At 51.7% G+C, this 26,099-nt stretch carries 26 protein-coding genes; 23 read left to right on the top strand and 3 right to left on the bottom strand.

Features of this window, described 5'->3' with window-relative positions:
- Nucleotides 1-111 precede the first annotated feature (111 nt).
- The 6 genes from iolD to K7P76_RS13405 all read left to right on the top strand — a co-directional run bounded on the left by iolD (nt 112) and on the right by K7P76_RS13405 (nt 7,318).
- Nucleotides 112-1,977 carry a 3D-(3,5/4)-trihydroxycyclohexane-1,2-dione acylhydrolase (decyclizing) gene (gene iolD / locus K7P76_RS13430; RefSeq protein ID WP_232185812.1) on the top strand — a complete coding sequence of 622 codons (1,866 nt, stop codon included), beginning with the start codon at nt 112-114 and terminating at the stop codon, nt 1,975-1,977.
- 23 nt (nt 1,978-2,000) lie between these two features.
- Nucleotides 2,001-2,996 (top strand): 5-dehydro-2-deoxygluconokinase, encoded by a 996-nt coding sequence (iolC, locus tag K7P76_RS13425; RefSeq protein ID WP_232185811.1) that lies wholly within the window; start codon nt 2,001-2,003, stop codon nt 2,994-2,996.
- A gap of 21 nt (nt 2,997-3,017) precedes the next feature.
- Nucleotides 3,018-4,478 carry a CoA-acylating methylmalonate-semialdehyde dehydrogenase gene (locus K7P76_RS13420; RefSeq protein WP_232185810.1) on the top strand — a complete coding sequence of 487 codons (1,461 nt, stop codon included), beginning with the start codon at nt 3,018-3,020 and terminating at the stop codon, nt 4,476-4,478.
- A gap of 37 nt (nt 4,479-4,515) precedes the next feature.
- Nucleotides 4,516-5,391 (top strand): class II fructose-1,6-bisphosphate aldolase, encoded by an 876-nt coding sequence (gene fba, locus K7P76_RS13415; RefSeq protein WP_232185966.1) that lies wholly within the window; start codon nt 4,516-4,518, stop codon nt 5,389-5,391.
- On the top strand, nt 5,392-6,204 hold the full coding sequence (iolB, locus tag K7P76_RS13410) for a 5-deoxy-glucuronate isomerase (RefSeq protein WP_232185809.1): 813 nt from the start codon (nt 5,392-5,394) through the stop codon (nt 6,202-6,204).
- A gap of 121 nt (nt 6,205-6,325) precedes the next feature.
- The gene (locus K7P76_RS13405; protein ID WP_232185808.1) at nt 6,326-7,318 is read left to right on the top strand and encodes a C40 family peptidase; all 993 of its coding nucleotides are present in this window, start codon (nt 6,326-6,328) and stop codon (nt 7,316-7,318) included.
- A gap of 41 nt (nt 7,319-7,359) precedes the next feature.
- Here the strand turns inward: K7P76_RS13405 and K7P76_RS13400 are convergent, their stop codons facing one another.
- Complete coding sequence (locus tag K7P76_RS13400; RefSeq protein ID WP_232185807.1) at nt 7,360-8,412, bottom strand: HD-GYP domain-containing protein; 1,053 nt, start codon at nt 8,410-8,412, stop codon at nt 7,360-7,362.
- 265 nt (nt 8,413-8,677) lie between these two features.
- Between K7P76_RS13400 and K7P76_RS13395 the strand changes: the two genes are divergently transcribed.
- From K7P76_RS13395 to K7P76_RS13375, 5 genes are read left to right on the top strand one after another with little or no spacing between them, the layout of a single operon-like run.
- A complete protein-coding gene (locus K7P76_RS13395) occupies nt 8,678-9,727 on the top strand; it encodes an SIS domain-containing protein (protein WP_232185806.1) in 1,050 nt (349 codons plus the stop codon).
- Between the two features lie 22 nt (nt 9,728-9,749).
- A complete protein-coding gene (locus K7P76_RS13390) occupies nt 9,750-10,547 on the top strand; it encodes a DeoR/GlpR family DNA-binding transcription regulator (protein WP_232185805.1) in 798 nt (265 codons plus the stop codon).
- An 8-nt stretch (nt 10,548-10,555) separates the two neighbouring features.
- Nucleotides 10,556-11,512, top strand: coding sequence for an ROK family protein (locus K7P76_RS13385; protein ID WP_232185804.1), 957 nt, complete (start codon nt 10,556-10,558; stop codon nt 11,510-11,512).
- A 28-nt stretch (nt 11,513-11,540) separates the two neighbouring features.
- On the top strand, nt 11,541-12,395 hold the full coding sequence (fba, locus tag K7P76_RS13380; protein WP_232185803.1) for a class II fructose-1,6-bisphosphate aldolase: 855 nt from the start codon (nt 11,541-11,543) through the stop codon (nt 12,393-12,395).
- Between the two features lie 22 nt (nt 12,396-12,417).
- A complete protein-coding gene (locus tag K7P76_RS13375) occupies nt 12,418-13,368 on the top strand; it encodes a 1-phosphofructokinase family hexose kinase (protein WP_232185802.1) in 951 nt (316 codons plus the stop codon).
- A gap of 15 nt (nt 13,369-13,383) precedes the next feature.
- On the opposite strand, the gene K7P76_RS13370 is transcribed toward K7P76_RS13375, so the two are convergent.
- Nucleotides 13,384-14,430 (bottom strand): ThiF family adenylyltransferase, encoded by a 1,047-nt coding sequence (locus tag K7P76_RS13370; protein WP_232185801.1) that lies wholly within the window; start codon nt 14,428-14,430, stop codon nt 13,384-13,386.
- A complete protein-coding gene (locus K7P76_RS13365; protein ID WP_232185800.1) occupies nt 14,427-15,185 on the bottom strand; it encodes a molybdenum cofactor biosynthesis protein MoaE in 759 nt (252 codons plus the stop codon). The genes K7P76_RS13370 and K7P76_RS13365 overlap by 4 nt, the downstream gene beginning before the upstream one ends.
- A gap of 118 nt (nt 15,186-15,303) precedes the next feature.
- Between K7P76_RS13365 and moaA the strand changes: the two genes are divergently transcribed.
- The 12 genes from moaA (at nt 15,304) to K7P76_RS13305 (ending at nt 25,966) form a co-directional block, all read left to right on the top strand.
- Nucleotides 15,304-16,305 (top strand): GTP 3',8-cyclase MoaA, encoded by a 1,002-nt coding sequence (gene moaA, locus K7P76_RS13360; RefSeq protein WP_232185799.1) that lies wholly within the window; start codon nt 15,304-15,306, stop codon nt 16,303-16,305.
- Between the two features lie 12 nt (nt 16,306-16,317).
- Nucleotides 16,318-16,782, top strand: a complete 465-nt coding sequence (locus tag K7P76_RS13355; protein ID WP_232185798.1) for a hypothetical protein — start codon at nt 16,318-16,320, stop codon at nt 16,780-16,782.
- Nucleotides 16,779-18,218, top strand: a complete 1,440-nt coding sequence (locus K7P76_RS13350) for a bifunctional metallophosphatase/5'-nucleotidase (protein WP_232185797.1) — start codon at nt 16,779-16,781, stop codon at nt 18,216-18,218. The genes K7P76_RS13355 and K7P76_RS13350 overlap by 4 nt, the downstream gene beginning before the upstream one ends.
- Nucleotides 18,219-18,268: 50 nt before the next feature.
- On the top strand, nt 18,269-19,120 hold the full coding sequence (locus K7P76_RS13345; RefSeq protein WP_232185796.1) for an undecaprenyl-diphosphate phosphatase: 852 nt from the start codon (nt 18,269-18,271) through the stop codon (nt 19,118-19,120).
- 158 nt (nt 19,121-19,278) lie between these two features.
- Nucleotides 19,279-20,394: an HD-GYP domain-containing protein gene (locus tag K7P76_RS13340; RefSeq protein ID WP_232185795.1), complete on the top strand. Its 1,116-nt coding sequence runs from the start codon at nt 19,279-19,281 to the stop codon at nt 20,392-20,394.
- 118 nt (nt 20,395-20,512) lie between these two features.
- Nucleotides 20,513-21,667 carry a radical SAM/CxCxxxxC motif protein YfkAB gene (yfkAB, locus tag K7P76_RS13335; protein WP_232185794.1) on the top strand — a complete coding sequence of 385 codons (1,155 nt, stop codon included), beginning with the start codon at nt 20,513-20,515 and terminating at the stop codon, nt 21,665-21,667.
- 53 nt (nt 21,668-21,720) lie between these two features.
- Nucleotides 21,721-23,076 (top strand): hemolysin family protein, encoded by a 1,356-nt coding sequence (locus tag K7P76_RS13330; protein WP_373692395.1) that lies wholly within the window; start codon nt 21,721-21,723, stop codon nt 23,074-23,076.
- A 38-nt stretch (nt 23,077-23,114) separates the two neighbouring features.
- Nucleotides 23,115-24,149, top strand: a complete 1,035-nt coding sequence (gene ytvI / locus K7P76_RS13325; protein ID WP_232185792.1) for a sporulation integral membrane protein YtvI — start codon at nt 23,115-23,117, stop codon at nt 24,147-24,149.
- Between the two features lie 68 nt (nt 24,150-24,217).
- The gene (locus K7P76_RS13320) at nt 24,218-24,625 is read left to right on the top strand and encodes a Fur family transcriptional regulator (RefSeq protein ID WP_232185965.1); all 408 of its coding nucleotides are present in this window, start codon (nt 24,218-24,220) and stop codon (nt 24,623-24,625) included.
- Between the two features lie 212 nt (nt 24,626-24,837).
- A complete protein-coding gene (locus tag K7P76_RS13315) occupies nt 24,838-25,071 on the top strand; it encodes a spore coat associated protein CotJA (protein ID WP_232185791.1) in 234 nt (77 codons plus the stop codon).
- Between the two features lie 67 nt (nt 25,072-25,138).
- Nucleotides 25,139-25,381: a spore coat protein CotJB gene (locus K7P76_RS13310; RefSeq protein ID WP_232185964.1), complete on the top strand. Its 243-nt coding sequence runs from the start codon at nt 25,139-25,141 to the stop codon at nt 25,379-25,381.
- Nucleotides 25,382-25,396: 15 nt separating this feature from the next.
- Nucleotides 25,397-25,966 carry a manganese catalase family protein gene (locus K7P76_RS13305; RefSeq protein WP_232185790.1) on the top strand — a complete coding sequence of 190 codons (570 nt, stop codon included), beginning with the start codon at nt 25,397-25,399 and terminating at the stop codon, nt 25,964-25,966.
- Nucleotides 25,967-26,099: the final 133 nt, after the last annotated feature.

The following is a 26,099-nucleotide window of genomic DNA, read 5'->3' as shown; positions in this document are numbered from 1 at the left end:
ACCAAAGTACGAACCTGAAGCCCGCAAGCTCCGTCCGGAATTGCGGGCTTCCTCCTTCTTATTGGGGTATGACGTTTCATCTAAAATCTAACGTAAACCGAGGTTTTGCTAATGAAAACCATTCGACTGACAATGGCACAGGCTTTGCTGAAGTTTCTGGATCAACAGTATGTATCCGTGGACGGGGAAGAAACCAAATTCGTTCGGGGGGTCATGGGTATTTTCGGACATGGCAACGTGACCGGCATTGGCGAAGCTCTCGAACGGGCATCGGGCGAGCTGATATTTCTTCAGGGCAAGAACGAGCAAGGCATGGTTCATGCGGCTACCGCTTTCGCCAAGCAGAAAAACCGCAGGCAAATTTTCGCATGCACCACCTCGATTGGTCCAGGGGCGCTCAATATGATTACCGGGGCGGCAACCGCAACGGTTAACCGCATACCGGTTTTGCTATTGCCAGGCGACAATTTCGCCTCCCGCCAGCCGGATCCCGTGCTCCAACAGCTGGAAATTCCGAGCGATTACTCGATATCGGCGACCGATCCGTTTAAGACGGTCAGCAAGTTCTGGGACCGGATCGTCCGTCCGGAGCAACTGATGTCATCGCTCCTTCACGCGATGCGCGTGCTAACCGATCCTGCGGATACCGGGGCTGTAACGCTGGCATTGCCGCAGGACGTGCAAGCGGAGGCTTACGATTATCCGGAAAGTTTCTTCGACAAGCGTGTTTATCGCCTAGACCGCCGCCCGGCCGCGCCAGAAGCGATCCGGCGTGCCGCAGATTTGGTTGCTCGGAAGAAGAAGCCGCTTATTATCGTTGGCGGCGGCGTTCATTATTCGGCAGCAACAAAGGAATTGCTCGCGTTCGCTGAAGCCTTTGATATTCCGGTGGCGGAGACGCAAGCCGGCAAAAGCGCGATGCCGTGGAATCATCCGCTCAGCCTTGGCGGCGTCGGCACGACCGGGACGCTTGCGGCGAATCGGATTGCCGCGGAAGCGGATTTGATCATCGGCGTGGGCACGCGGTACTCCGACTTCACGACTGCTTCCAAATCGGCTTTTCGCAGCCCGGATGTCGCTTTCTTGAACTTGAACGTCAGCGCGTTCGATTCGGTTAAGATGGAAGCGGAGTTCGTCACCGCGGATGCGAAGGAGGCTCTTGTCGCCCTTCAAGAACAACTGTCGCAGCGAGGTTATCGTTCCGGTTACGCGGAAAGTTACGTGAAGGGACTAAAGGCGGAGTGGGACAAGGAAGTCGATCGTCTTTACTCGTTGGAGAGCGCGGAAGGCTTCACGCAAACGCGCGCGCTTGGCGTCATCAACGGATTTATCGGATCGAAGGACGTCGTCGTCGCGGCTGCCGGCAGCTTGCCGGGCGACCTGCACCGAGTATGGAGGACGACCGAACCGAAAACTTATCATATGGAATATGGCTTCTCCTGCATGGGATACGAAGTCAGCGGCGCTTTCGGCGTGGCGCTCGCGGAGCCGGAGCGCGAAGTTTATGCGGTCTTAGGGGACGGAAGTTACCTGATGCTGCATTCGGAACTCGTGACCGCTATTCAGGAAGGCGTTAAGTTGACCATACTATTGTTCGACAACCACGGCTTCCAATGCATTCATAACCTGCAGCGGGGACACGGCAGCGACGGCTTCGGCAATGAATTCCGCTTCCGCTCCAAGGAAACCGGACGGCTTAGCGGCAATTACATGCCGATCGATTTCGCGGCGCATGCCCGCAGCTTGGGCGCCGCATCCTATACTGCCGGCAACGCGGAGCAATTGGAGCAGGCGCTTCATCGGGCGAAAGCGGAGCAAGGCCCCGTTCTCGTCGAGATCAAAGTGTTGCCGGGCACGAACACCGACGGCTATGAATCTTGGTGGAACGTAGGGGTGCCGGAAGTGTCCACGGATGAGAAGGTATTGAAGGCGCATGCCGAGATGAAGCAGAGGATTCAAGCGGCTCGGCCTTACTAACGGACAAGAAAGAAGGGAATTCGATGGAGCCTATTTCATTCGCAACCGACAAATCGCTCGATTTTGTAGCGATCGGCCGGCTATGCATCGATTTGAACGCCAACGAAATCAATCGTCCGATGGAAGAGACGATGACATTTACCAAATACGTCGGCGGTTCCCCCGCCAATATCGCTATCGGCATGTCTCGCTTGGACATGACAACGGCATTTATCGGCAAAGTGGCCGACGACCAGATGGGAAGATTTATCGTCCAATACTTGCGCGACAACGGCATTGAGACGTCAGGCGTTACGACGGACCGCACCGGTGCGGTTACGGGCCTTGCCTTTACGGAAATCAAAAGCCCCGAAGACTGCAGCATTCTCATGTACCGGGATAATGTCGCGGATCTTAAGCTCGCGCCGGGAGAAGTTGACGAAGCGCTCATCGCGAGAAGCAAAGTGCTGCTCGTGTCCGGCACCGCGCTGGCGAAGAGCCCTTCTCGCGAGGCTGTGTTGCTCGCCCTCCGTTATGCCCGCAAGCACGGAACGAAGGTTGTATTCGATATCGACTATCGGCCTTATACGTGGACCAATACGCAGGAAACGGCGATCTACTATCATGCGGCGGCTGAGAAAAGCGACATCATCATCGGAACTCGCGAGGAGTTCGACATGCTGGAGCAGTTCGACGGCAACACGGAACGCAGCGACGAAGTGACCGCCGCGCAGTGGTTCGGCCATCACGCAGAAATCGTCGTCATCAAACACGGCAAGGACGGCTCGATCGCTTACGGCAAAGACGGCAGCTCGCATCGGGGCTCGATATTCCCGGCGAAAGTCATCAAAACATTCGGAGCGGGCGATTCTTATGCGGCCGGTTTCATTTACGGCCTTATGCAAGGTTGGAGCGTCAGCCGCAGCATGGAGTTCGGCAGCGCGTGCGCTTCCATCGTCATCTCCAGTCACAGTTGCTCCGATGCGATGCCGACCGTTAATCAAGTAGAAGATTTTATGAGTGCAGCTAAACAAGCTTAATTCGAGAGGAGAATACCCGATATGACTCAAACAATTGCACCCACAGCGATTAAAAACTTCATCGGCGGCCAATGGGTTGCTTCCGCTTCAGGCAAGACGGACGATGTTTATAACCCGGCTACCGGAGAAACGATCGCCCTTGTTCCTTTGTCTTCGAGAGAAGACGTTGATGCAGCCGTCCAAAACTCTAAAGATGCATTCGTAGCCTGGAGTCGCACGGCAGTTCCGCGCCGGGCCCGCGTCTTGTTCAAATACCAGCAGCTTCTCGTGGACAATTGGGAAGAGCTGGCTCGGATTATCACATTGGAGAACGGCAAAAACTACTCAGAAGCTTACGGGGAAGTCCAACGCGGCATCGAATGCGTGGAATTCGCGGCTGGCGCGCCTACCCTGATGATGGGCAAGCAGCTTCCGGACATCGCAACGAATGTAGAATCCGGGATGTACCGGTACCCGATCGGCGTCATAGGCGGCATTACGCCGTTTAATTTCCCGATGATGGTGCCTTGCTGGATGTTCCCGCTCGCGATCGCTTGCGGCAATACGTTCGTGCTCAAGCCTTCGGAGCGTACGCCAATGCTGGCGAATCGCTTGGCTGAGCTGTTCAAGGAAGCCGGTTTGCCTGACGGCGTGCTGAACGTGGTGCACGGCGCACACGATGTCGTGAACGGGCTGCTTGAGCATCCGGATGTCAAAGCGATTTCGTTCGTCGGCTCCCAGCCGGTGGCGGAATATGTGTACAAAACCGGTACTTCGCATGGCAAAAGAGTGCAAGCGCTGGCTGGTGCCAAAAACCACAGCATCGTTATGCCTGACGCGGACTTGGATGGTACGGTGCAGCAGATCGTTAATGCGGCTTTCGGTTCCGCAGGCGAGCGATGTATGGCTTGCGCCGTTGTCGTAGCCGTCGGCGAAGTTGCCGATCCGCTCATCGAGAAGCTGGTTGCGGCAGCCAATGGGCTGACGATCGGCAACGGAATGGACAAAGACGTGTTCCTCGGCCCCGTTATCCGCGGCCCGCATAAGGAGCGCACGCACGGTTATATCGAAACGGGCGAAAGCGAAGGCGCTCATTTACTTCGCGACGGACGTTTGGATACGGCCGCGAGCGGCAATGGTTATTTCGTCGGACCAACTATCTTCGATAAAGTCACAAGCGAAATGAAAATATGGAAAGACGAAATATTCGCGCCGGTATTGTCGATAGCGCGGGTGGATACGTTGGATGAGGCTATCGAGCTCTCCAACCGTTCCGACTTTGCTAACGGCGCCTGCATCTTCACTCAAGACGGCAGCAACGTACGGAAATTCCGCGAGAACATCGAGGCGGGAATGCTCGGCGTTAACCTGGGCGTGCCCGCTCCGATGGCGTTCTTCCCGTTCTCGGGCTGGAAGAAATCGTTCTACGGCGATCTCCATGCGAATGGCACCGATGGCGTGGAATTCTATACGCGCAAAAAGATGGTAACGGCTCGCTGGTAAGCGGTCGACTGTACCGGAAACGGAAGGAATGAATCCCTTGGCTCTCGTATCGATGAAAGCGATGCTTGAAGAAGCATTAGCCGGCCAATATGCGGTCGGTCAGTTCAATCTCAACAACCTGGAGTTCACGCAGGCCATATTGCTCGCGGCAAATGAGGAACGTTCGCCTGTCATCCTTGGCGTAAGCGAGGCTTATATCCCTTATATGGGCGGATTGCCCTTCATTACGGGTATGGTTAAAGCATTGATCGAGAATTATGGGATTACCGTGCCCGTAGCGCTTCACTTGGATCATGGTTCTACCTATGAGGTGTGCATTCGCGCGCTTCAATCCGGTTTCACGTCGGTTATGATCGACGCTTCCCACCATGAGCTTGAGCGAAATATCGATATCACCCAGCGCGTGACGGAAGCGGCTCATGTACTAGGTGCGACCGTGGAAGCCGAACTCGGCCGAATCACCGGGCGGGAGGACGATCTCGTAGTTGATGAGGCCGAGGCGATGTACGCCGTAACGGAAGATTGCGTTCGCCTTGTGAGGGAAACGGGCGTCGATTGTTTGGCACCGGCACTTGGCTCGGTTCACGGTCCATACCGGGGACAACCGAAGTTGGGTTTCGATCGGATGGGGGAAATTCGGCGGTTGACCGGCCTTCCCCTTGTTCTTCACGGCGGCAGCGGCTTGCCGGATGAGGAAATCCGCCGGGCGATATCGCTTGGAACCGCCAAGATCAACGTAAATACGGACAATCAAATCGCCTGCACGACCGCCATTCGGTCTTATTTGCAGGAGCATCCCGAAGCTTACGATCCGCGCCATTACTTGATTCCGGCGCGGAACGCCATACAAACGTCCGTAAGCGCGAAGATGCGTCTGTTCGGCAGCTCGGGCAGAGCGGGAGGAGAAGTCTAAATGTCTGATTTAATCGTAAAACCCCTGAAGCAGCCGAAAGACGACGGTTCCGTCCTGTCGATTACGCCGGAATCCGCCGGATGGACTTATGTCGGATTCGAAGCGGTACACCTCAAGGCAGGCGAAACGCTGCAGCGAAATACGGGAACTCAAGAAGTATGCCTGGTACTGCTAAGCGGTAGAGCCGATGTTCGGACTTCTCGCAACGAATGGACGAACATCGGCAAACGAATGAGCGTGTTCGAGAAGACGCCGCCTTATTCGGTCTATGTCCCGAACGGGGATCGCTTCGAGGTGCAAGCTTTGACGGATCTGGAGCTGGCAGTATGCTCCGCTCCGGGTAACGGATCGCATGAGGCCCGCTTGATTTCTCCGGAGCAAGTCGGTGTCGAGACGAGAGGACAAGGCAACGTGGAACGGCAAATTCATAACATTTTACCCGAAGGGGAGCCTGCGGATTCCTTGCTTGTAGTTGAAGTGTTCACGCCGGAAGGACATTGGTCCAGCTATCCTCCGCATAAGCACGATCGGGATGCGCTGCCGGATGAATCATTGCTTGAGGAAACCTATTATTTCCGGGTGCAGCCCGAGCAAGGCTTTGCCATCCAACGGGTATATACCGATGACAGATCGCTCGACGAGACGCTCGCCGTGAGGAACGGCGAAGCGGTGCTGGTACCGCGGGGCTACCACCCAGTGTCGGCCCCTCCGGGCTACGAGGTATATTACTTGAACGTAATGGCCGGGCCGAAGAGGTTGTGGAAGTTTCATAACGATCCCGACCACGCTTGGCTTATGCCGAAACCAAAATAAAGCTAAAGGCAGTTCCCGTTAACTCGGAAACTGCCTTTATTATTGGAATTGGCATAAATGGAACAAGCGAGCGCCATCCTAGAGGGAGTTAAACATCCCTTTGGAAGGCGGCTCAACCTCGATGAAACTCATGAGATTATTACCGTTGGCAATCGTCCTTGTTTTACTATCCGGTTGCGTGAGGAATCCGGGCGATACGATGAACTTAAAGCAGCACTCCGGCCCCGTGAAAGTACGTACTGGCGGGAAATCTCCGGCGGAGTTGACGGAAGGGCGCCATATCGTACCGATTCGCACACTCCAGAACACGGCTTACGTATCTTTAGCCGATTTAACTCAAGCAACGGGTTATCATGGAGCTTGGCTGCGGGACGGTTCTTATGGAGTAGGCGACAATGACGCGGCTTGGATTTTTCGGACGGGTCAAAGCACGGTAGCTATCACAGGTAAAAAAATGCGAATGCCTGCCTCGGCGATTAAGGAAGGCAATCAGCTATACATTCCCGTATCCGCGCTGCATAAGCTGTTCGGTCACGTGACGGTGTTCGCGGTAGAAACGGATGATGTGGCGTTTTTCCCTAAGCCCACTCCGCACGAAACGGGGGCATCCGGCCGGCATTTGGATTTCGCGGATAGCAAACCGGCGAAATCCGCCAAATCCGCGCAATCGGCGAAAGCCGTTAAGCCTGCCATGACGGTTGCCATTGGCGCGGACGATCATGCAAACATCATTGCATTCGCCAAGAAATATTTAGGCATTAAATATGAATTCGGGACGGGGTCATATAGCGAAACGGGAAAATTCGATTGTTCATCGTTTACTCAATACGTGTTTGATAAGTTTGGCGTTAAACTCCCCCGAGTTGCCGGTCAACAGGCAGAAGGAGGAACTTTCGTCGCCCGGGACATGCTGCAGGCGGGAGATTTGCTGTTCTTCTATGTGCCGGGCCGGTTCAAAAGCAATGAAACCGTCGGGCACGTAGGCATCTACATGGGGGAAGGCAATATGATCCATTCCAGTCCGAAGCCGGAAGATGGCGTTCAGATCACGCCGATTAACAAGGATTACTGGAAAGAAACTTTTCTATACGCCAAACGCTTCCTTCCGTCATAAACTGGAAAGGCAGTTCCCTTGATAACGGGGAACTGCCTTTATTACATAAAGACTTGGCTGATTTCCAGCTTACGCTGAACGGATAAATCAATGAATTGCTCGTCTACTTGAACGAGAGGGCGAAAGAAATCGGTCGGATGCGTCATCACGATGGTGCCCGTCTGCCCATTCGTCAGCTCAACCTTTTTCCCAATGAAATTCGGAACCATATGACGGATGAAGGTATGGGTGATTACAGGATCCAATTCCTGAAAGCTGAGCTCGTACATTTCTCTCAGAACGTGCAGCAGATCTCTCTTGTCGCTGTATACGCGGGAGGAGATCATGGCGCTGTATACGTCTGCGACCGCAACGACTCTGGCCATCGGGTGTATATTTTCGCTTGTTAATCCAAGAGGATACCCTGTGCCGTTCATCCGCTCATGGTGCTGCAATGCGGCTAACGCGACGGCCGGATCGTCAAATGAATTTTTTAATATATCGTAACCGAACTTGGGATGGTTTTTGATTTCCTGGAATTCTTCATCGGTAAGCTTATTCGGTTTGCTCAATATGACATCGTCTATTTTGCATTTGCCGATGTCGTGCAGAAATCCCGCCTTGCCTGCCCGTACGGTCTCTTCCTCACTCCAGCCGAGCCACCTGGCGATATAATAGCTGAGCATGCCAACCTGCACGGAATGCTGGTAGGTGTAGTCGTCTTGGCTATTAAGCATAAGCAGCAAGGAGACGACGTCACGTTCAGCCCGGAAGTTCTCGACGAGAGGCTGAAAACTTTCCTGTATGTCCTCTTCGTAAATACGACCATCCTTAAGCGCGCGTTCGAACAGTTGCTCGGCTCCGGCAATCGCATCGTTGTAGAGCGGACGGAGCAGCGGATTGAACGCAGGGGTTTGCGCAGGTTCCTCCGGTTGGGGGGAGCTCGCGCTTGGGCGCCATTCAATCTCGATATAATCAATTTGGTGCTGGTACATCCTTGTTAGCTCTTTTTCGTTAAGCGTTGCGCCTTTGGAAAGGACATGCAGCCCGAAGGAGTTGAATATATCCTCCGCTAATCGATCTCCTGGTCGTACATCGGTAATATGGACTCTCATGCCGCACCTCGACAGGATATTCGAATGTTTGAGAAATTTCTCCAATTAATTCTATTGTATATGCTACCAACTAAAGCGTTTTCTTGCAATAAAATAGTTTTCAAGCTCGCTGAAATTTTAACGTCCGTGACATGGCTTCGGATTGTTTTTCGCAACGCGTTTTTTGCATTTTATGAAATTATTAATCAAAATAATGATTGAAAATTTCAGTGTTTATGAAATATAATTGCAATATGAACGAAAAAACGAGATTGGAGTGGTTTCTTTGACAAGAGGAATTTTAACCCTTCCCGAAATCGGCGGGCAGGCCGAAGCGCTATCCGCTGCTTGGGAGCAATTAAAGCAGCAACAAAGTTGGGTGAACAAATATATCGGCAACGCGGAGTACGATGAGGTCGTCTTCATTGGATCCGGTTCCTCCTATTATCAAGCGCAGGTGATGGCGACAACGTTCCGTGTTTGGCTTGGCCGAAGCGCGAGCGCATTGCCGTCCTCGGATATTTTTCTATTCCGGGATCAATCGGTCGCTCGCGGACGCAAAGTGCTGCTTGTTGGAGTTTCCCGCTCCGGCGAATCTTCGGAAGTCATATTGGCATTGGATTCGGTAAAAGAGCTGGCCAACTGGACAACCTGCGGTATTACCTGTTATGAAACCAGTCGTCTGGGCGTCATGGCCGAATGCCTTGTTTCCCCGTTAGGCAAAGAGAAGAGCACCGTAATGACAAAGTCGTTCAGCAGCATGACGTATATGATGCAGGCGGCCATAGCGTCAGCAGCCGGCTCCGCTCACTTTTCTGAGATGGAAAGTGTTCTTGCTCTTCAAGGGGACGTCGTCGTTCACGGAAAAGGCTTTGCCGAGAGCTTGGTCGAAGAGAACGCGTTCAACAAATATATTTATTTAGGAATGGGAGCTTATTACGGATTGGGGCAGGAAGTATGCCTGAAGCTCAAGGAAATGTCCTATGTTTGGACGGAAAGCTACGGCACGCTGGAATTCCGTCATGGACCGAAGTCGGTCATTGAACCCGGTACGCTCGTCTGCCTGCTCGTTTCCGAACAGGCTCGCGCGTATGAGCTGAAAGTCGCCGAAGAGATGAAAGCTTACGGGGCGTTCGTGTTGCTCGTGACAACCGCCGGCGGCGCTGACACAAGCTTCGCGGACGCAGTGTTCGAAATCGGCGGAGGTTCGCTTTCCGATGAAGCCCGCGCGGTATTATACCTTCCTTTGCTTCAGTATCTCGGCTTCTATACGGCTATGAAAAAGGGCGTAGATCCCGATCATCCGAGAAATTTGACGCAGGTCGTTACCATCTAATCGTATAAGGGAGCGCATGGCGATGACGCGCAACAAATCGGACCGGCAAGAGCAGGTGCTGGCTTATCTGGAACGGTACGGAAATATCTCTTTGCCGGAAATGACGGAAAAATTCGATTGCTCGGAAGCGACGGCAAGGCGGGATCTCGAGGAATTGGAGAAATCCGGCCGAGTCATCCGGACGATGGGCGGCGGAGCTAAGTATGAAAGCTTGGGCATCATCCGCGAAGTTCCGTTTCATGAGAAGCAAAGCGAATTGTTTCGGGAAAAAGAAGCTATCGCGGAAAGAGCGGCATCGCTCGTGCAGGAAGGCGACGTCATCGGCTTAACCGGAGGCACGACGACTTTCTTTATCGCGAAGGCGCTGAAGAAAAGGCGCAATATTACAGTCGTTACGAACGCGGTAAATATCGCGATGGAGCTTGCGGACAGCGATGAGCTTCAAGTGGTGTTGACGGGCGGCGTTCTTCGCAACAGAAGCTTTGAGCTGTGCGGTCCACTTGCGGAACAAACGGTCAAAGCACTGAACATCCATAAGATGTTCTTGGGCATCGATGGCATTAACGAGCAGGGGGTAAGTACCTACTCTGAGCTCGAAGCCAACATCGCTGCCTTGCTGATGCAAAGATCCGGCAAAACGATTGCCGTGTTCGACCGTACGAAAGTCGGCCGTGCGTCGCTCTTTCACGTGGCGTCGTTATCGGAGCTGCACGCTTGCATTACCGACGAACGTCCTAGCGAGTCTATTTTAAGCGCCTTGAATCTAGGGGATGTAAAGGTGTATACGGCGAATAAAGCGACATTAGATGCGGAAAGGTAGGTAGTTCGATGAGTCTATCTATTGGGGTGGATGTCGGAGGAACGAATATCGTTTGCGGAGCGGTGGACGCAGACGGACGAGTGCTTCGGAAGCTGAAGCGCAAGACGGAAGCCCATCTTGGACATTCCGAGGTGCTTAGACGCATTGCGGATATGGTGGGGGAAATACGCGAAACGCTCGGAAGCGAGCACGAGGTCATCGGAGTCGGTTTAGGCATTCCTGGGCTTGTAGATCCGAAGGCGGGAATTTCCCTAAATTCGAGCAATTTGAATTGGCGTAACATCCCGGTAGCGTCCGAGCTGGAAGCCCTTATCGGCCTCCCTGCCTTTATCGACAACGACGTTAGAATGTACGTTTACGGAGAAGCGATAGCGGGGGCGGGACGCGGTTCCGGTCATGTGCTCGGCATTACGATCGGTACCGGCATTGCCGCAGCGATTGTTCTTGAAGGCCAAATTTTCTATGGCTATAAAGCGTTGGCCGGAGAAATCGGACATGTTCGAATGGAAGGCGTTGACGAACAATGCGCGTGCGGGTTAAGCGGTTGTCTGGAAACCGTCGCGTCCGCATCGGGTATGGTGAGACAAGCGAAGAAAGCCATTCGGGAAGGGCGTGAAAGCCTGCTCAATAAAGCGTTCCCGGGCGATACGCTTGAAAACCTGACGGCAGCGGATATTTCCAAGGCAATGGATGACGGGGATCAATTGGCGACGGAAATATTGACTCGTGCCGGTGCTTTGAACGGTCGGGCATTAGCGGCAGCCACGATGGTATTAAGCCCGGAGGTTATTATTGTCGGCGGAGGCGGCGCATTGGCCGGTGAAAGAATAATGGCGCCGCTGCGCGAACAATTACTTGACTTGATCTTGCCTGAATATCGCGAAGGTTTGAAGGTAGTCACGGCTGAGCACAACGACGATGCAGGTATTATAGGAAGCGCATTGTACGCTAGACATCAATTATAAAGAAATCAAAACTCAGGAGGAATCCATCATGGCATTGGTATCATCGACTCCGCTTCTTCAAACGGCACGCGACGGAGGTTATTGCATCGGGGCTTTTAACGTTCATACGCTGGAAATGCTGCAAGCCGTCGTTGAGGCGGCGGAGGAAACGCGTTCTCCTTTAATTATTCAGTCTACTGTCGGAACGGTGAAACACTTGGGAGCCGATTATATTGCTGCCGCGGCAACGGTCGCAGCCAATAGAAGCTCCGTACCGATCGCGTTGCACTTGGACCATTGTTCGGATTTCAGCATCATCATGCAATGTATTAGAGCGGGATATACATCCGTCATGATCGACGCCTCCCATGATCCTTTTGACTTAAATGTAGCGGCAACGCGCAAAGTCGTTGAAGCGGCATCCGCGGTCGGCATCAATGTCGAGGCGGAGCTTGGCCGGGTCGGCGGCGTTGAGGATGACATCGTGGTCGACGAGAGGGATGCTCTGCTTGCGGATCCGGACGAATGCGCGCGTTTCGTGGAGCTGACCGGCGTTCACACTCTGGCCCCGGCGATCGGAACGGCGCACGGCATCTATAAAGGAGATCCGAATATCGATTTCGACCGGATTGGCCGCATCGCCTCCAAAGTTTCCGTTCCTCTCGTGCTTCACGGCGGCTCCGGAATTCCCGAAGACCAAGTAAAGAGGGCCGTCTCCCTTGGGATGTCCAAGATGAACGTCGCTACCGAATTGCGCATAGTCTTCTCCGATGCGATTAAGAAAGTGTTCGCCGGCAATCCGGAAGAAAACGATCCGCGTAAATACATGGTTCCTGCCAAACAAGCTTTGAAAGCGGCGGCGATCGAAAAAATGCGCCTTTGCGGCTCTATCGGCAAAGCATAGGCGAGAAGGACGGCCATCTTTGATGAAAACAAAAATAACGACCGTAACCTTAAACGCGGCAATCGATAAAACGTATTACGTACCGGTCCTTGCCAAAGGAAAAGTGATCAGAGCCGAAAAAATCCTGTCGATGGCAGGCGGCAAAGGCGTTAACGTTGCCCGGGTGCTCCGCCAGTTAGGGCACTCGAACGTGGCGGCAACCGGTTTCGCCAGCGGTTACAACGGCCAGTTCATCATCGATCAGGTGAGGAAGATCGGCATTGAATCAGAATTCGTCGGTGCGTCCGGCGAGTCTAGGCTTTGCCTGAATTTCATCGATCGCACTGACGGATCCTCTACGGAGGTGTTGGAGCCGGGCCCGGAAATCCGCGAGGAGCATTTGGTTAACTTCAAGAGCAAGCTTCAGCGACTGAGCGAGGAGTCGGGGCTTGTTATTTTCTCTGGAAGCATTCCGAAGGGGCTCTCTTCCGGGCTGTATGCGGAGCTTATCGAAATTGCGCGGCAAGCGGGAGCGGAAGTTTTCCTAGACGCGAGCGGCGAGCCGCTAGTGCAGGGTTTGGCAGCCAAGCCGTCATTCATAAAGCCGAACGAGGATGAAATCCTTCCTCTGCTTGCCGAGACGGAGAAATCGGGGGGACAAGATCTCTATGGCGGGGTTATTTCGCTTATGGAGAAGGGAATTCCAAACGTGGTCGTTACCTTAGGAGGCGAAGGAGCGGTTGCAGGCGCAGAAGGTAAGCTATACCGCGTACGAATACCGAAGCTTAGACCCGTGAATACGGTCGGCTCCGGCGATGCTTTCGTGGCGGGATACGCCTATGGCTTCATAAGAGGTTGGCCGGCGCCGCGATGTTTGAGTTATGCGGCGGCGGCCGGATGCGCGAATGCTTTATCTCAGGTGGCAGGCGATGTGCGCTTATCCGATCATGAACGGATATTGCGAGATGTACAAGTTGAGGAATGGCATCGCTAGGAGAAGTTCCACTGTTTATTCTCCCATTAGCTCAGCATAAGTTCGGCGAGCTCGCAGAGGATCGTCAGTGCCCATCACAAGCGCGCGTCCATCCGTAAATAGAAGGAACGTGAGGCCGTCCTGCAAATGCAACCTCAGGGAGTAGGGGTTAATCTCGGTACGTCCGGCTTTATTAAAACGTTGGTCCAGCGATTGGAGATCAAGCGATAAAGGACGGGCGGGCGACACTTGTACCGTATTTCTACCGCAGAGTGAAGCCGTCATGGTCTCGTGCCCGTTATCCCCGTCAAGAGCTTCGAACCAGCGCTGCCCGCATACCGGACAAGCCGTTCTTCTAGCTCCTTTAACCGACAACGATTGCCATTGATGCTGCCACAGGTCAATTTGAAGCAGCGATCCACGAAGCGCTTCCGGTTGACCTGTCATCAATTTGATGGCTTCCATCACTTGCATGGAGGCGATCGTATCCACGATAGGGGAGAGGACGCCGGCTGTCTCGCACGTATCCAACGAACCTCCCGGCGGAGGTTCGGGAAACAGGCAGCTTAAGCAAGGCGTCGCCCCGGGTACAATCGTCAAAGTCATGCCCGACGCGCCGACCGCTCCGCCGTAAATCCAAGGAATTCCGTGTTTAATGCTCACTTCGTTGATTAAGTATCTCACGCTGAAATTATCGGTTCCGTCGATAATGATATTCGAATCGGTCAGAAGCTTCTCCGCGTTAAAGGAAGTCAAGTCGGCTACATGGGGTACTATGGTAATGCCGCTATTGATTCCCTTTAAACGGGAGGCGGCTGCGATGGCTTTCGGAGTTCCGTTCGCGGCATCCGCTTCGTCATAGAGCAACTGACGCTGCAGGTTGCTCCGGTCCACGATGTCCCGATCGATCAACGTCAGCTTTCCGACACCCGCACGGGCCAGATGATTGGCGCTTACGCAGCCGAGCGCCCCAACTCCGACGACTACGGCATGAGATTGCAGGAGCCGCGCTTGTCCTGTCTCGCCAATTGCCGAGTAACGAACCTGTCTGGCATAACGGCTATCCTCGCTAAGTGAAGTCATCGCTTTTCCCCTCCAGAACCGTCAAGCGAAGCGATAGGATCCCATGGTCCGAGCTGATGTCCTTTCCACTCCGTGCCATCCTCGTATATTTCTTTTTTCCAAATCGGCACTGTCTGTTTCAATCGTTCTATCGCATAACGGCTTGCCTCGTAAGCTTCCGACCGATGGGAGGAAGAGATGGCGATGACGACGCTTATTTCTCCTATTCCAACGGTGCCTATCCTATGGGTAATGGCGCATAAGGTTCCAGGCCAACGCGCGGAAATTTCCTCTCCGATTTGCGCGAGGGCGGATTCGGCCATCGGAACGTACGCTTCATATTCCAACGTGACCGTTCTTTTGCCGGCCGTCCACTCCCGTGTCGTCCCTACGAAAGCAATGGCGGCTCCGTGGTCGGGGTGGTATACCCTTGAGAGCACGCTATTTACATCAATCGGGTCGTCGGAAATCATATAACGTTTCCCTTCATGCAATTCCTTGGTATCATCCTGCGCTTCATCAGTGCCTCCGGACACAGGCGGAAGCAAAGCCAACTCGTCGCTAAATTTAACGATAGCTTCGTCGTGGGCATAGACTTGATTTTGCGCCATGAAACAAACGGATAATAGATCGGCATGCTCCGGAAATAGGTTGGCCAAACGCTGCTTGACTTGTCCGGCTTTTAACTCCGTTTGTTCCCATTCGAGGAACAGCGTTCGCGTATTTAAGCGCTCGGCAAGGCCGGCGAATAAAGAAATGGTCCAAGTATTTGTCATCTTCGTGTTCAGCTTCCTCCCGTGAAAAGCAAACATTCCCTCCAGCAAGCATACCATATCGTCTGTGAAAATGTTATGCTAGAGAGACACTAATTCGGTGCCAGAGGAGTGGGTGAAGATGCCGGAATTGAACGACCGATTCGGGAGAAAGCATACCTATTTACGCATATCTGTTACCGACCGCTGTAATTTGCGATGCCTGTATTGCATGCCGGAAGAAGGCATGGTTTTCATGGAGCAGGATAAGCTGCTTTCCTATTCCGATATTCTCGAAGTTGCGGCATCGGCCGCGAATCTAGGCATACGTAAATTTAGAATTACGGGCGGAGAACCGCTCGTCAGGCCTGGACTTGAGGAATTGGTCGCCGGTTTATCGGCGCTTCCGGGCGTGGAAGACATATCGCTTACGACCAACGGCTTGTTGCTTGCGTCCCAAGCGGCGAAATTGAAGCAAGCGGGGCTCAGGCGCGTTAACATTAGCCTGGATACGATGGATGCAACGAGATTTAAGTTCATTGCTCGTCGCGGCGATTTGAATAAAGTTTGGGAAGGCGTAGAAGCTGCCGCCGAGGCAGGATTAACTCCGATCAAGCTGAATTGCGTATTGTTAAAAGGGGTAAACGAAGACGAAATCGGACGATTCCTCAAGCTGTCCATAGAGCAGCCTCTGCACATCCGATTCATTGAATATATGCCGATCGGTCATGACGACGCGGGCTGGCGGGATCACTACCTTCCGCTCAACAGAGTGCTGGAGGAAGCGGCTAGGCTCGGCTATGAGCTTATGCAGGATGAAGGCCCTAGAGGGAGCGGACCGTCGGAAAATTGGCGGATTAAAGGCGGAGCGGGAACGTTCGGCCTTATCCATCCCATTAGCGAGCATTTCTGTAAAAACTGCAACAGGCTTAGGCTGACTGCCGACGGCCACATTAAACCTTGCCTATACTGGGTTGACGAGTTAAACGTAAGACCCGCGCTGGGATCGCCGGCCGCCATGGAGCAATTGTTCTTCAAGGCGATGGACATCAAGCCGGAAAACCATGAGATGGCCGCTTTGCTGGCGGGAGATAAACAAAGCCACGTGCCGACGGTGCGGCGTATGTCGCAAATCGGCGGTTAGGAGAGAAGAGTATTGTCCGTAACCGTTATATTGCCGAATCAGGATCCATTCGTGACCACGCCGCTAGACATGGCCTCTCTTTCGAATGACGTCTTCCCTGTAGCTAATCGTGTGCCCGGAGCGGAAGGAGAAGGTTTTGACTTGCGCTCCTGGTTTTCGCTGTTTATTCAATCTTTGAACGAAACTTACGCTGAACCGACCCATCTGGTCGTTCGGGCTTCCGACGAGTTTCAGGCGACAATCCCTTGGGGACAACTAAATAACGCTCTGCTGCAATTCGCCGTTAACGGACTGCCGCTCGTTAAAGGTCGGCCTATTCGTCTCTATGTTCCGGATGGAACTAGCGCTTGCCTTAATGTCAAAAGCGTTGTTTATTTGCGTTTCGTTAGCGACGCTGCGCTTGGAGAAGAAGCGGAATACGGATTCGTGAATGAAATTTCGCCTAACCAACTTGCTAAAGGGTTGAAATCCCGATGACCGAACCTAACGTAACGCTTACCCTTTTGCATACGAATGACCTGCATAGCCATTTCGAAGAAACCTCACGGATAGCCGGTTATATAGAGCGCGTGAGAATGGGGCTGTCCCCGGAACAACTGATCTTGGTCGATTGCGGCGATTTTCTGGATCGTGTCAGGATCGAGACGGAAGGTACGCAAGGCGCCGCGAATCGTGCGGTTATGGAGTTTATCGGTTATGATGCCGTAATGCTCGGAAATAATGAAGGGCTTAGCTACACGCTTGAACAGCTCGACGAGTTGTTTAAGGATATGCCCATTCCGATCATTTGCGCGAACATGACGCTAAGCGCAACCGGACATTGTCCTTCTTGGATGATCCCTGCTATGACAATGGTGAAGTCGGGCGTCCGCATCGGGTTGATCGGCTTAACCGCGCCATTTACCGATTATTATCATCTGCTTGGCTGGAATGCGGCGGACCCGCTCGATATTTTGAAAACCGAAATGGACCGGCTGCGCCCTGAAGCGGACGTCATTATCGTATTATCCCATTTAGGCTTGCGGCATGACGAACGGCTTGCTGCAGCCGTGGAAGGTATCGATCTCATTCTAGGAGGACATACTCATCATCTGCTCGAGGTTCCGCTCGTCATAGGGCAAACCCATATATGCGCGGCGGGGAAGTTCGGGAGTTATATCGGTCATCTAGAGCTAGAGTTCGGAGCAGACTACAAGCTTATGAAAGTTACCGGAGGGTGCCAACCTACGGAACATTTACCACAGCAACCGGAGTTGGATAGCCTTGTGGAAGCTTATCGCGTTCAGGCGAGGCAAACAATGAACAAGCCGATCGCGTATTTGTCCGAGCCTCTGGAATGGCTCCATGATGTAGAATCCCCGCTGCCCACGTTGCTTGCTTGCGCGGTTAGGCATGCGACAGGCGCGGAAATCGGGCTTGTGAACGCAGGCCAACTGCTGCAAGGATTGCCGGCAGGGGAAGTAACGGAAGAGACGATTCACGCGATTTGCCCTTCCCCTATTAACGCCTGCGAGATTACACTAATGGGCAATCTCATCGTCAGGGCTTTGGAAGAAAGCTTGCTGCATGAGTTCCAAGAGCTTGAGATTCGCGGTTTCGGTTTTCGGGGACGCGTGCTCGGGATTCTGTGCTTTGATGGTTTGGAAGTTACGGTCGATGATGCCCAAGCTCCATATCATCGCATTAAGAGCGTTAAGGTCAATGGAGTTGATCTGGACGAGAATCGGGAATATTCAGTGGGAACATTGGATATGTTTACGTTCGGCGTTGGATATGTCGGCCTTAAAGAGGGGCGCGATATCCGTTATATCTTGCCGGAATTCATCCGGGATTTGTTATCCGACGCGCTTAACGAGAAGGAATGGATCGCCGATTGCAGCAGGCCGCGTTGGTTGTTGCAGGCTCCAGAATAGCACCAAGGCACTTTACCCCCACTATAAAGAATTAGGAGTGAATGACGACTATGCTGCATTGGTTTGATTCTGTTATTCTAGGCATTATTGAAGGTTTGACCGAATTTCTCCCCGTATCCTCGACAGGCCACATGATTCTGACGAACAAGCTTTTAGGTTACGAGGAAGCGCCCGAACAGCTCAAGACGTTCGAAATCGTGATCCAATTCGCGGCGATACTCGCTATTGCGATCGTGTACCGCCACAAGATCTTTCAAGTGCTCGGCCTCGGGAAAAAGGAATCGGTCAAAGGGCTCTCTGTGGAATCGTTCCCTAAACGCAGACTCAATCTCATCCACGTTATGCTAGGGATCGTTCCGCCGATGGCCGTTGCGTTTCTTTTCCGTCATTACATTAAAGAAATCGGGTTTCATACCGCTCCTGTTTTATGGGCGCTTGTAGTAGGCGGGATCTATATGTGGATTACCGAGATCTTGTACGATTCCGGGAAAATCAAGCGCACTGCCGAGACGATGGATGACATCACGTACAGACAAGCACTCCTTATCGGAGTATTGCAATGCGTATCCGCTATTTGGCCGGGGTTCTCGCGATCAGGCTCAACTATTGCCGCAGGTATGCTTGGGGGAGTCAGTTATCGGGCTTCAGCGGACTTCTCCTTTTTCATAGCTATACCGATTATGACGGCTGCCACGTGTTATGAGTTGGTCAGTAATCTGGATCAGTTCCGTTCCGGCAATATCGATATCGGGTTTTTGCTGACCGGCTTTATCATTTCCTTTTTCGTCGCATGGATTGTCGTCGTGGCTTTCTTGAGAATATTGAAGAAAATCAAACTTAAGTATTTCGCGTGGTATCGCTTCGCATTGGCCGCTTTATTCTATCTGTTCGTCATGAGCTAATGATCCGTAAATGACGAAAAATGTCGTAATTTGCGAAAATTACTTGCATTCCTGTTTAAATCCCTTAAATTTAATTAAGAGATATCCGATGTTAAGTATAAGGGAAATTTTGCCTTCTAGCCCCTAAATAGAGATATAGAGGGAGGGATTATTACGAAATGCGCATGATGCCGATTTCTCTTAGTCGGCCGGGCATGAAACTGGCCAAGAAAATTTATTCCGACGATGGCATCGTGCTTCTGGCGGAAGGCGTCGAATTGACTTCATCCCTTATCCGCCGATTGGGAGATTGCGGAATTAGTTTTCTCTATATTCAGGATGCTAGAACGGAGGACCTGATCGTTCCGGAGCTGCTTAGCGAAGAAACGCAGCGTCGTTCGATTCAAGCGATACGCTCGGCGTTCCAAGAGTTTATCGACCGTCCCCACAAAAGCAAAACAGGCAACTATCCTTATGTGGGACGCAATATGCGTCAAGTCATGCAAATGATTATGGACGATCTGGGCAATAACCGTGACGCGATGATCATGCTGATGAATTTGCATACGGTAGATCACTACTTGTACATGCATTCGCTGAACGTATGCGTCTATTCCACTTTGCTCGGCATGGCTAACGGGTATGATCATGAACAGCTTGTCACGCTCGGACTTGGGGCTATGCTGCATGACATAGGCAAAACCCAAATTTCCATGCAAGTATTATTGAAGCCCGGGGTGCTGTCGGCATACGAATTCGACGAGATGAAGAGGCATACGGAACGCGGATATTATCTTCTGAAGGACGAGCCTAATATCCCGTTATTGGCAGCCCACTGCGCCTACCAGCACCATGAGAGAATTAATGGTTCAGGGTATCCTCGAGGAATTAAAGGCAATGAAATACACGAGTTCGCCAAATGGATCGGAATCGTGGATTCGTACGACGCGATGACTAGCCAAAGAGTGTACAAGGACGCCATGCTTCCCCACCAAGCGGTAGAAGCTTTGTATTCCGGCAGCGATATTCTGTATGATACAACGAAGTTGCAATTGTTTCGCGACAAGGTGGCCATCTATCCGATCGGCTTAACGGTTAAACTGAATACGGGGCAAAGCGCCATAGTGAGCGACATTAATTCAACGTGCGCGCATCGTCCGATCATTCGGGTGCTTACAGATGAAGAAGGCGTTGAATTGAAAGCGCCCTTCGACATGGATTTGTCCACGCATCACAATATCCTTATATCCAAAATCGAATTGGGCGCGCAAGAAATCAATCCTTTGCCTGCCTAATTCCATGAATGGCTGCCCCTCGGGACAGCCTGTTTTATTTATTAGGCCGCTAATGTTTGTTTTTATTCCGTCCGACCAGTACAATAAAAGTAATGTAGAAACGACAGGAGTATTGATTATGCAAGCAATTTCCCATCCGGCAGCGGCGGCTCCATTCGCACCGCCTTCAGGCTGGAGTGCATTAACGCCCGCCAACGACCCGTGGGATCCGATTCGTTCATTGCAACAGTTCGGTCGTCACGAGCTGACCAGCGTCGAACTGACGGTGACTCATCTGTGCAATATGCGGTGCGAGCACTGCGCGGTCGGCGACAGTCTAACGATGAAGGATGCGCCTCACATTCCGCTCGATTTGATTTTCCGCAGGTTAGATGAAGTGGAGCATCTTGAAACGCTCAGCTTTACCGGGGGAGAACCGACGTTCAGCATGGTGACGGTGCAAGAAATTTTGCTTCCATTATTGAAATATGCGAGAGCTCGCGGCATCCGGACCCAATTAAACTCGAATGTGACCATGGATTACGAAAGATATGAGCTGATCGCGCCTTTTTTGGATGTCATGCACATATCTTTTAACTATACGAAAGCCGAGGATTTCCATCAAGTCGGGTTCGCCCGAACAGGGCGTAACGTACAAATCGAAACGACCTCCAAGTTGTACGAGCGGATGATCGATAATACGCTAAGGCTCTCGAAGGGCGGATTATTCGTATCCGCTGAATCCATGATCAACTTTCGCACGTATAACAAAATAACGGATATTCATCGGTTAATTGTCGAAATGGGCTGTCTGCGTCACGAAGTGCATCCAATGTATCCCAGCTCTTTCGCTTCCGGATTGCCGCCCGTTACGCGCGATCAAATGTTTAACGCGGTGGAAGCGCTCCTCGACAATCGAAATCCCGACGTTTGGATGCTGTTCGGTACTTTGCCGTTTTTTGCTTGCAGCGATAATGAGGAGGAGCGACGGTTAGTCGGAAGGCTGAGAGCGGAAAATAACGTTACGGTCCGCAATGATCCGGATGGTAGAAATCGGGTAAATGTAAATATGTTTACCGGAGACGTCTACGTCACGGATTTTGCCGCGGTTCCTTCTTTTGGTAATGTATATGAAGAGAATCTCGATCAAATATTTGCCAAATGGCGCAATCATCCGATGCAGCAGGCCGTTAATTGCCATTGCCCGACAGCCAGCTGCTGCGGCCCGAATTTACTCGTGTCCGACATGTTTTATCGCGATATAGACTTTACAAGCAGGCGCGCAATCCCCTAAGACAACGGTTAATCAGGTTGTCGGAACGGGGTAGACAAGGAGGAGCACGATTTATCTTGGAACTACATTGGGGTTCGATTATCTGGAATATTATTCTCGTGTTGTTTCTGGTCTTTTTAAACGGTTTTTTCGTCGCTTCGGAATTTGCATTGGTGAAAGTACGCCAAACGAGGCTGACGCAATTACATAACGAAGGCAATGTTAGGGCCAAGTATGCGCTTAAGGTTAATAAGAGACTGGATTCTTATCTCTCTGCGACGCAACTGGGCATTACATTAGCGTCACTCGGCTTAGGCTGGGTAGGTGAGCCTGCCATAGCCGATTTGATCATTCAACCGGTGCTGCACGGTTTCGGCATGACGGATACAACGGTTATTCACACTATCGCGTTCGCCGTTGCTTTCTGCGTCATTACTTTCCTGCATATCGTTCTAGGGGAGCTGGCACCTAAATCGCTCGCGATTCAGCGTTCGGTAGGCGTATCGCTCTGGCTTTCTTGGCCTTTGTTGATGTTCTATCGGATATTTCTTCCCGTCATCTGGTTTTTGAACGGAACGGCTAACCGTCTGCTTAAGCTTGTAGGCGTTGAACCGGCCGGCGAACATGAAGCGGCACATACGGAGGAAGAAATTCGCATTCTCATGAGTCAGAGCGCCAAAAGCGGCATCATCGACAAAGACGAAATGACGCTGTTCGACAACGTGTTCGAGTTTGCCGATCGGGTTGCCCGCGAGGTTATGCTTCCCAGAACGGACATGGATTGTTTGTTCACGAACTTGACCTATGCCGATAACATGAAGCAGGTTTATGCGACCAAACATACGCGTTATCCAGTAGGATTAGAGGATAAGGATCAAATTATCGGCTTTATACATATTACGGACTTATTGACGTCCGATCCGGATGAAGAGCATGACCTGAAAGAGTTTTTGCGTCCGATTCTAAGCGTTCCTGAATCCATGGAAGTAAGCAAAATCTTGAAGCTCATGCAGCGCAAGAAATCCCAGGTCGCAATCGTTATCGACGAGTACGGCGGAACGGCGGGGATGCTAACGGCCGAAACGATCTTGGAGGAAATCGTTGGAGAAATTCACGATGAGTTCGATGATGAGCTTCCAACCGTTGTCGTAAAAGGGGAATTAACCTCGGTGGACGGGCGTATGCTTATTGAAGACGTCAACGATTTGTTCGGGCTGGAGATTGAAGACGAAGAAGTGGATTCGATCGGCGGTTGGATGTTCAACCATCTTGAAGGCAATATCTCCAAGAGCCAAAAGGTCATTCACGGGGCTTATGTGTTCGAGATCGCGCAGACGGAACGTTTACGCGTTCAACGCGTGCATATTTATAAAAATAAAGAGGCTGCAACGGACAAAACCTTGCTGGATTCACAATTGAAGGATCAATAGAAATAACGGGGGATTCGTGACCAGAGAGGGGAAAGGCCATGCCGATGCGTACGTTGCTATTGATGGTGGTTTCGTTAGCCTTTTTATATTTATTATTCACGGTAGGGGCTCCTTTCCTATTGGCGCTCGTCGCGGCTATTTTCCTGGAACCTTTAACGGTTCTGATGATGAAGAAGACGCGAATGAACCGATTGGCTGCGTCCACGATCTCAAGTACGTTATTTACGGTCATTTTGCTAGGATTGCTCGGATTAATAGGGATGAAGCTTGTAAGCGAGCTTGGCAGTTTTTTCGAGAAATTGCCGGATTTTCTTACGAGTGCGAACACGTACTTACGGGATTTGATTGAGCAAGCCCAGAAATATTCCAGTAACGGAGCAGCTCCGGTGCCGGATCAATTGGAAAGTTGGATGTCCAGCTTGACAGAAGCTCTGAAAAACATGTCAACAAAGATATCTACTGTTCTGTTTGGTTACGCGTCAGGCATTCCCGACTTCTTCATTTTTTTCATCGTGTTTTTAGTTGCCGTATACTTGTTCACTTTAAGCTTGCCAATGATGAAAAGCTCGTTCCTGTCTTTGTTCGAAGATAAATCTCGGTTGCAGGTAGAGGAAGTATTAACCAGCTTGCGCAAATCGGTATTCGGATTTCTTCGCGCGCAGCTGCTGCTCAGCGTCATTACGTATGTTTTATCCTTTATCGGATTGCTCGTTATCGGAACAGGGTATCCGCTTGCCATCGCGCTGGTCATTGTCGTCGTAGACATCTTGCCGGTTCTAGGAGTTGGTTCAGCCCTTGTACCGTGGGCGGTGTACCAGATGGCGATTGGCGATCTCTATACAGGCGTAGGCCTGTTCCTTCTGTTTCTCGTCATTACGGTCGTTCGTCGGATCGTCGAACCGAAAATACTTGGCGACGCGGTCGGAATCGGCGCGCTGTCGGCATTGATCAGCTTATATGTCGGCTACGAGTTGGTCGGCGTTATCGGAGTGTTCTTGGGGCCGATCGTCGTCATCGTGTTCATGGCTATGCGCAAAGCGGGCCTGTTCGATTTCAAAATCAAATTCCAATAAATGAAGTTAAGAACGACGACTAGGAAAGGATTGGGATAACGGTGTCAGATCATAATCTGGGTCAGGAAATGTTGGCAACAATGACTAGGAACGGCTGGAGAATTACCGATCAACGCAGAACGCTGGCTCAGATTTTCGCGAGCACCGACGGGTACTTGTCTCCCAAAGACGTGTACGATCAAATGACCATGAAATACCCGAGCGTCAGCTTCGATACCGTATATCGCAACCTTCGAATGCTTAGCGAGATGGGGGTATTGGAGCAATTTTATTTCATGGAAGGCGGTTTGAAGTTCAAGGGAAGCTGCCTTGATCATCACCATCACCACTTAATATGCGTTAATTGCGAGAAGACGCTGACCTTCGAATATTGTCCCATGGAGCAGAAGATGGCTCTTCCCGGGCATTATCAAATACTTAACCATCGTTTCGAGGTTTACGGGATTTGCGAAGAGTGCCAAGCGGCAACGCCGTAAACGGATTTATATGCACAAGCGAAAGCTGCCCTTCTATAAGTACAGACGCCTTAGGCGATGTACTCAAAGAGAGGAAGCTTTTTTTGCTTCTCGCAGCCTAGAAAGATTTGATTAAATAATGTCTGAAACCTTGTTCATCGAGCATAGGATATAAGCGGATATATAAGGTTGTCGCGCATGCAGGGTGAACCAACAGAGGAGGCTAAAATCTTATGTATGATGCTCAATGGAGGGATTACGCGCCGTATGTAAGTCCGTGCGATCCGTGTCCCCCTATCCGCGTGAAATGGTATATCGTTCCCCCCAATCAATACATTACGTACCAGCCGATGAATTTGCCGCAATATTCTTTGGACGAAGCGTTATGTCGAGGAACGTTGTGGCCGGCGCTCTACAGCCCATACCCTTCCAGGCGGTCGGCTAAAGGAGGCAAAGCGGATGGTTGAGCGATTCGAAAGGGAGGAACGCAATAACCAAAGCAAAAGAGCTGAGCCGAATGTACGGGGCGGCGAGATGTACCGCCTGGAGCTGGAAGAGCTTCAGAAAGTCGATTTTGCGCTGGTAGAGCTAACCTTGTATTTGGATACCCACCCTACGGATATGCAATCGGTTCAGCAGTTTAATCAGCTCTCGCAGCGGCGCCAACAAATCGCCGGAGAGTTTGAAATGAAGTACGGGCCATTACTGCAATTTGGTCATAGCTATAGCCGTTTTCCGTGGCAATGGGTGGATAGCCCTTGGCCGTGGCAGGTTTAGGGAGGGGGAGAGAAGATGTGGATATATGAGAAAAAACTGCAGTATCCCGTTAAAGTAAGCAAATGCGATCCCCGAATGGCCCGGTATCTGGTTGAGCAATATGGCGGCGCGGACGGTGAGCTATCTGCGGCTTTGCGTTATTTGAACCAAAGGTACACGATACCGGACAAAGTGATCGGGCTGCTAACCGACATTGGCACGGAGGAATTCGCCCATCTCGAGATGATCGCGACGATGATCTACAAGCTGACGAAGGATGCGACTCCCGAGCAGTTGGAGGCGGCGGGACTTGGCCCCAATTTCGTTAATCATGATGGTGCGATGTTCTATAACAATGCTGCCGGAGTTCCATGGACCGCGTCATACATCGCGGCGAAAGGCGATCCTATTGCCGACCTATATGAAGACATTGCAGCCGAGGAGAAGGCGCGGGCGACCTACCAGTGGTTGATCGACTATACGGATGACGTCGACATTCAAGACAGCCTTAAATTCCTTCGCCAGCGTGAAATCGTACATTCCTTGCGATTCAAAGAGGCTGTTGAGATGCTAAAGGCGGATCGTGAGCACAAGAAGGTTTACTAGGCGATGTTGCAAAATTACGATAACCTGTTCCGGGAAAGCCTCTTGGAGCAGGTTATTTGTTTTCACCAGATTAGGGGAAACTTCCCAGTATATTTTACGTATTACATATTAGAATTATCAGTCCTTAGGAGAG

The sequence above is a fragment of the Cohnella silvisoli genome (genome assembly GCF_021190915.1).
GTDB classification, from domain to species: Bacteria; Bacillota; Bacilli; order Paenibacillales; family Paenibacillaceae; genus Cohnella; species Cohnella silvisoli.
The sequence above is the reverse complement of the archived record's forward strand: the minus strand, read 5'-3'. Positions and strand labels throughout refer to the sequence as shown.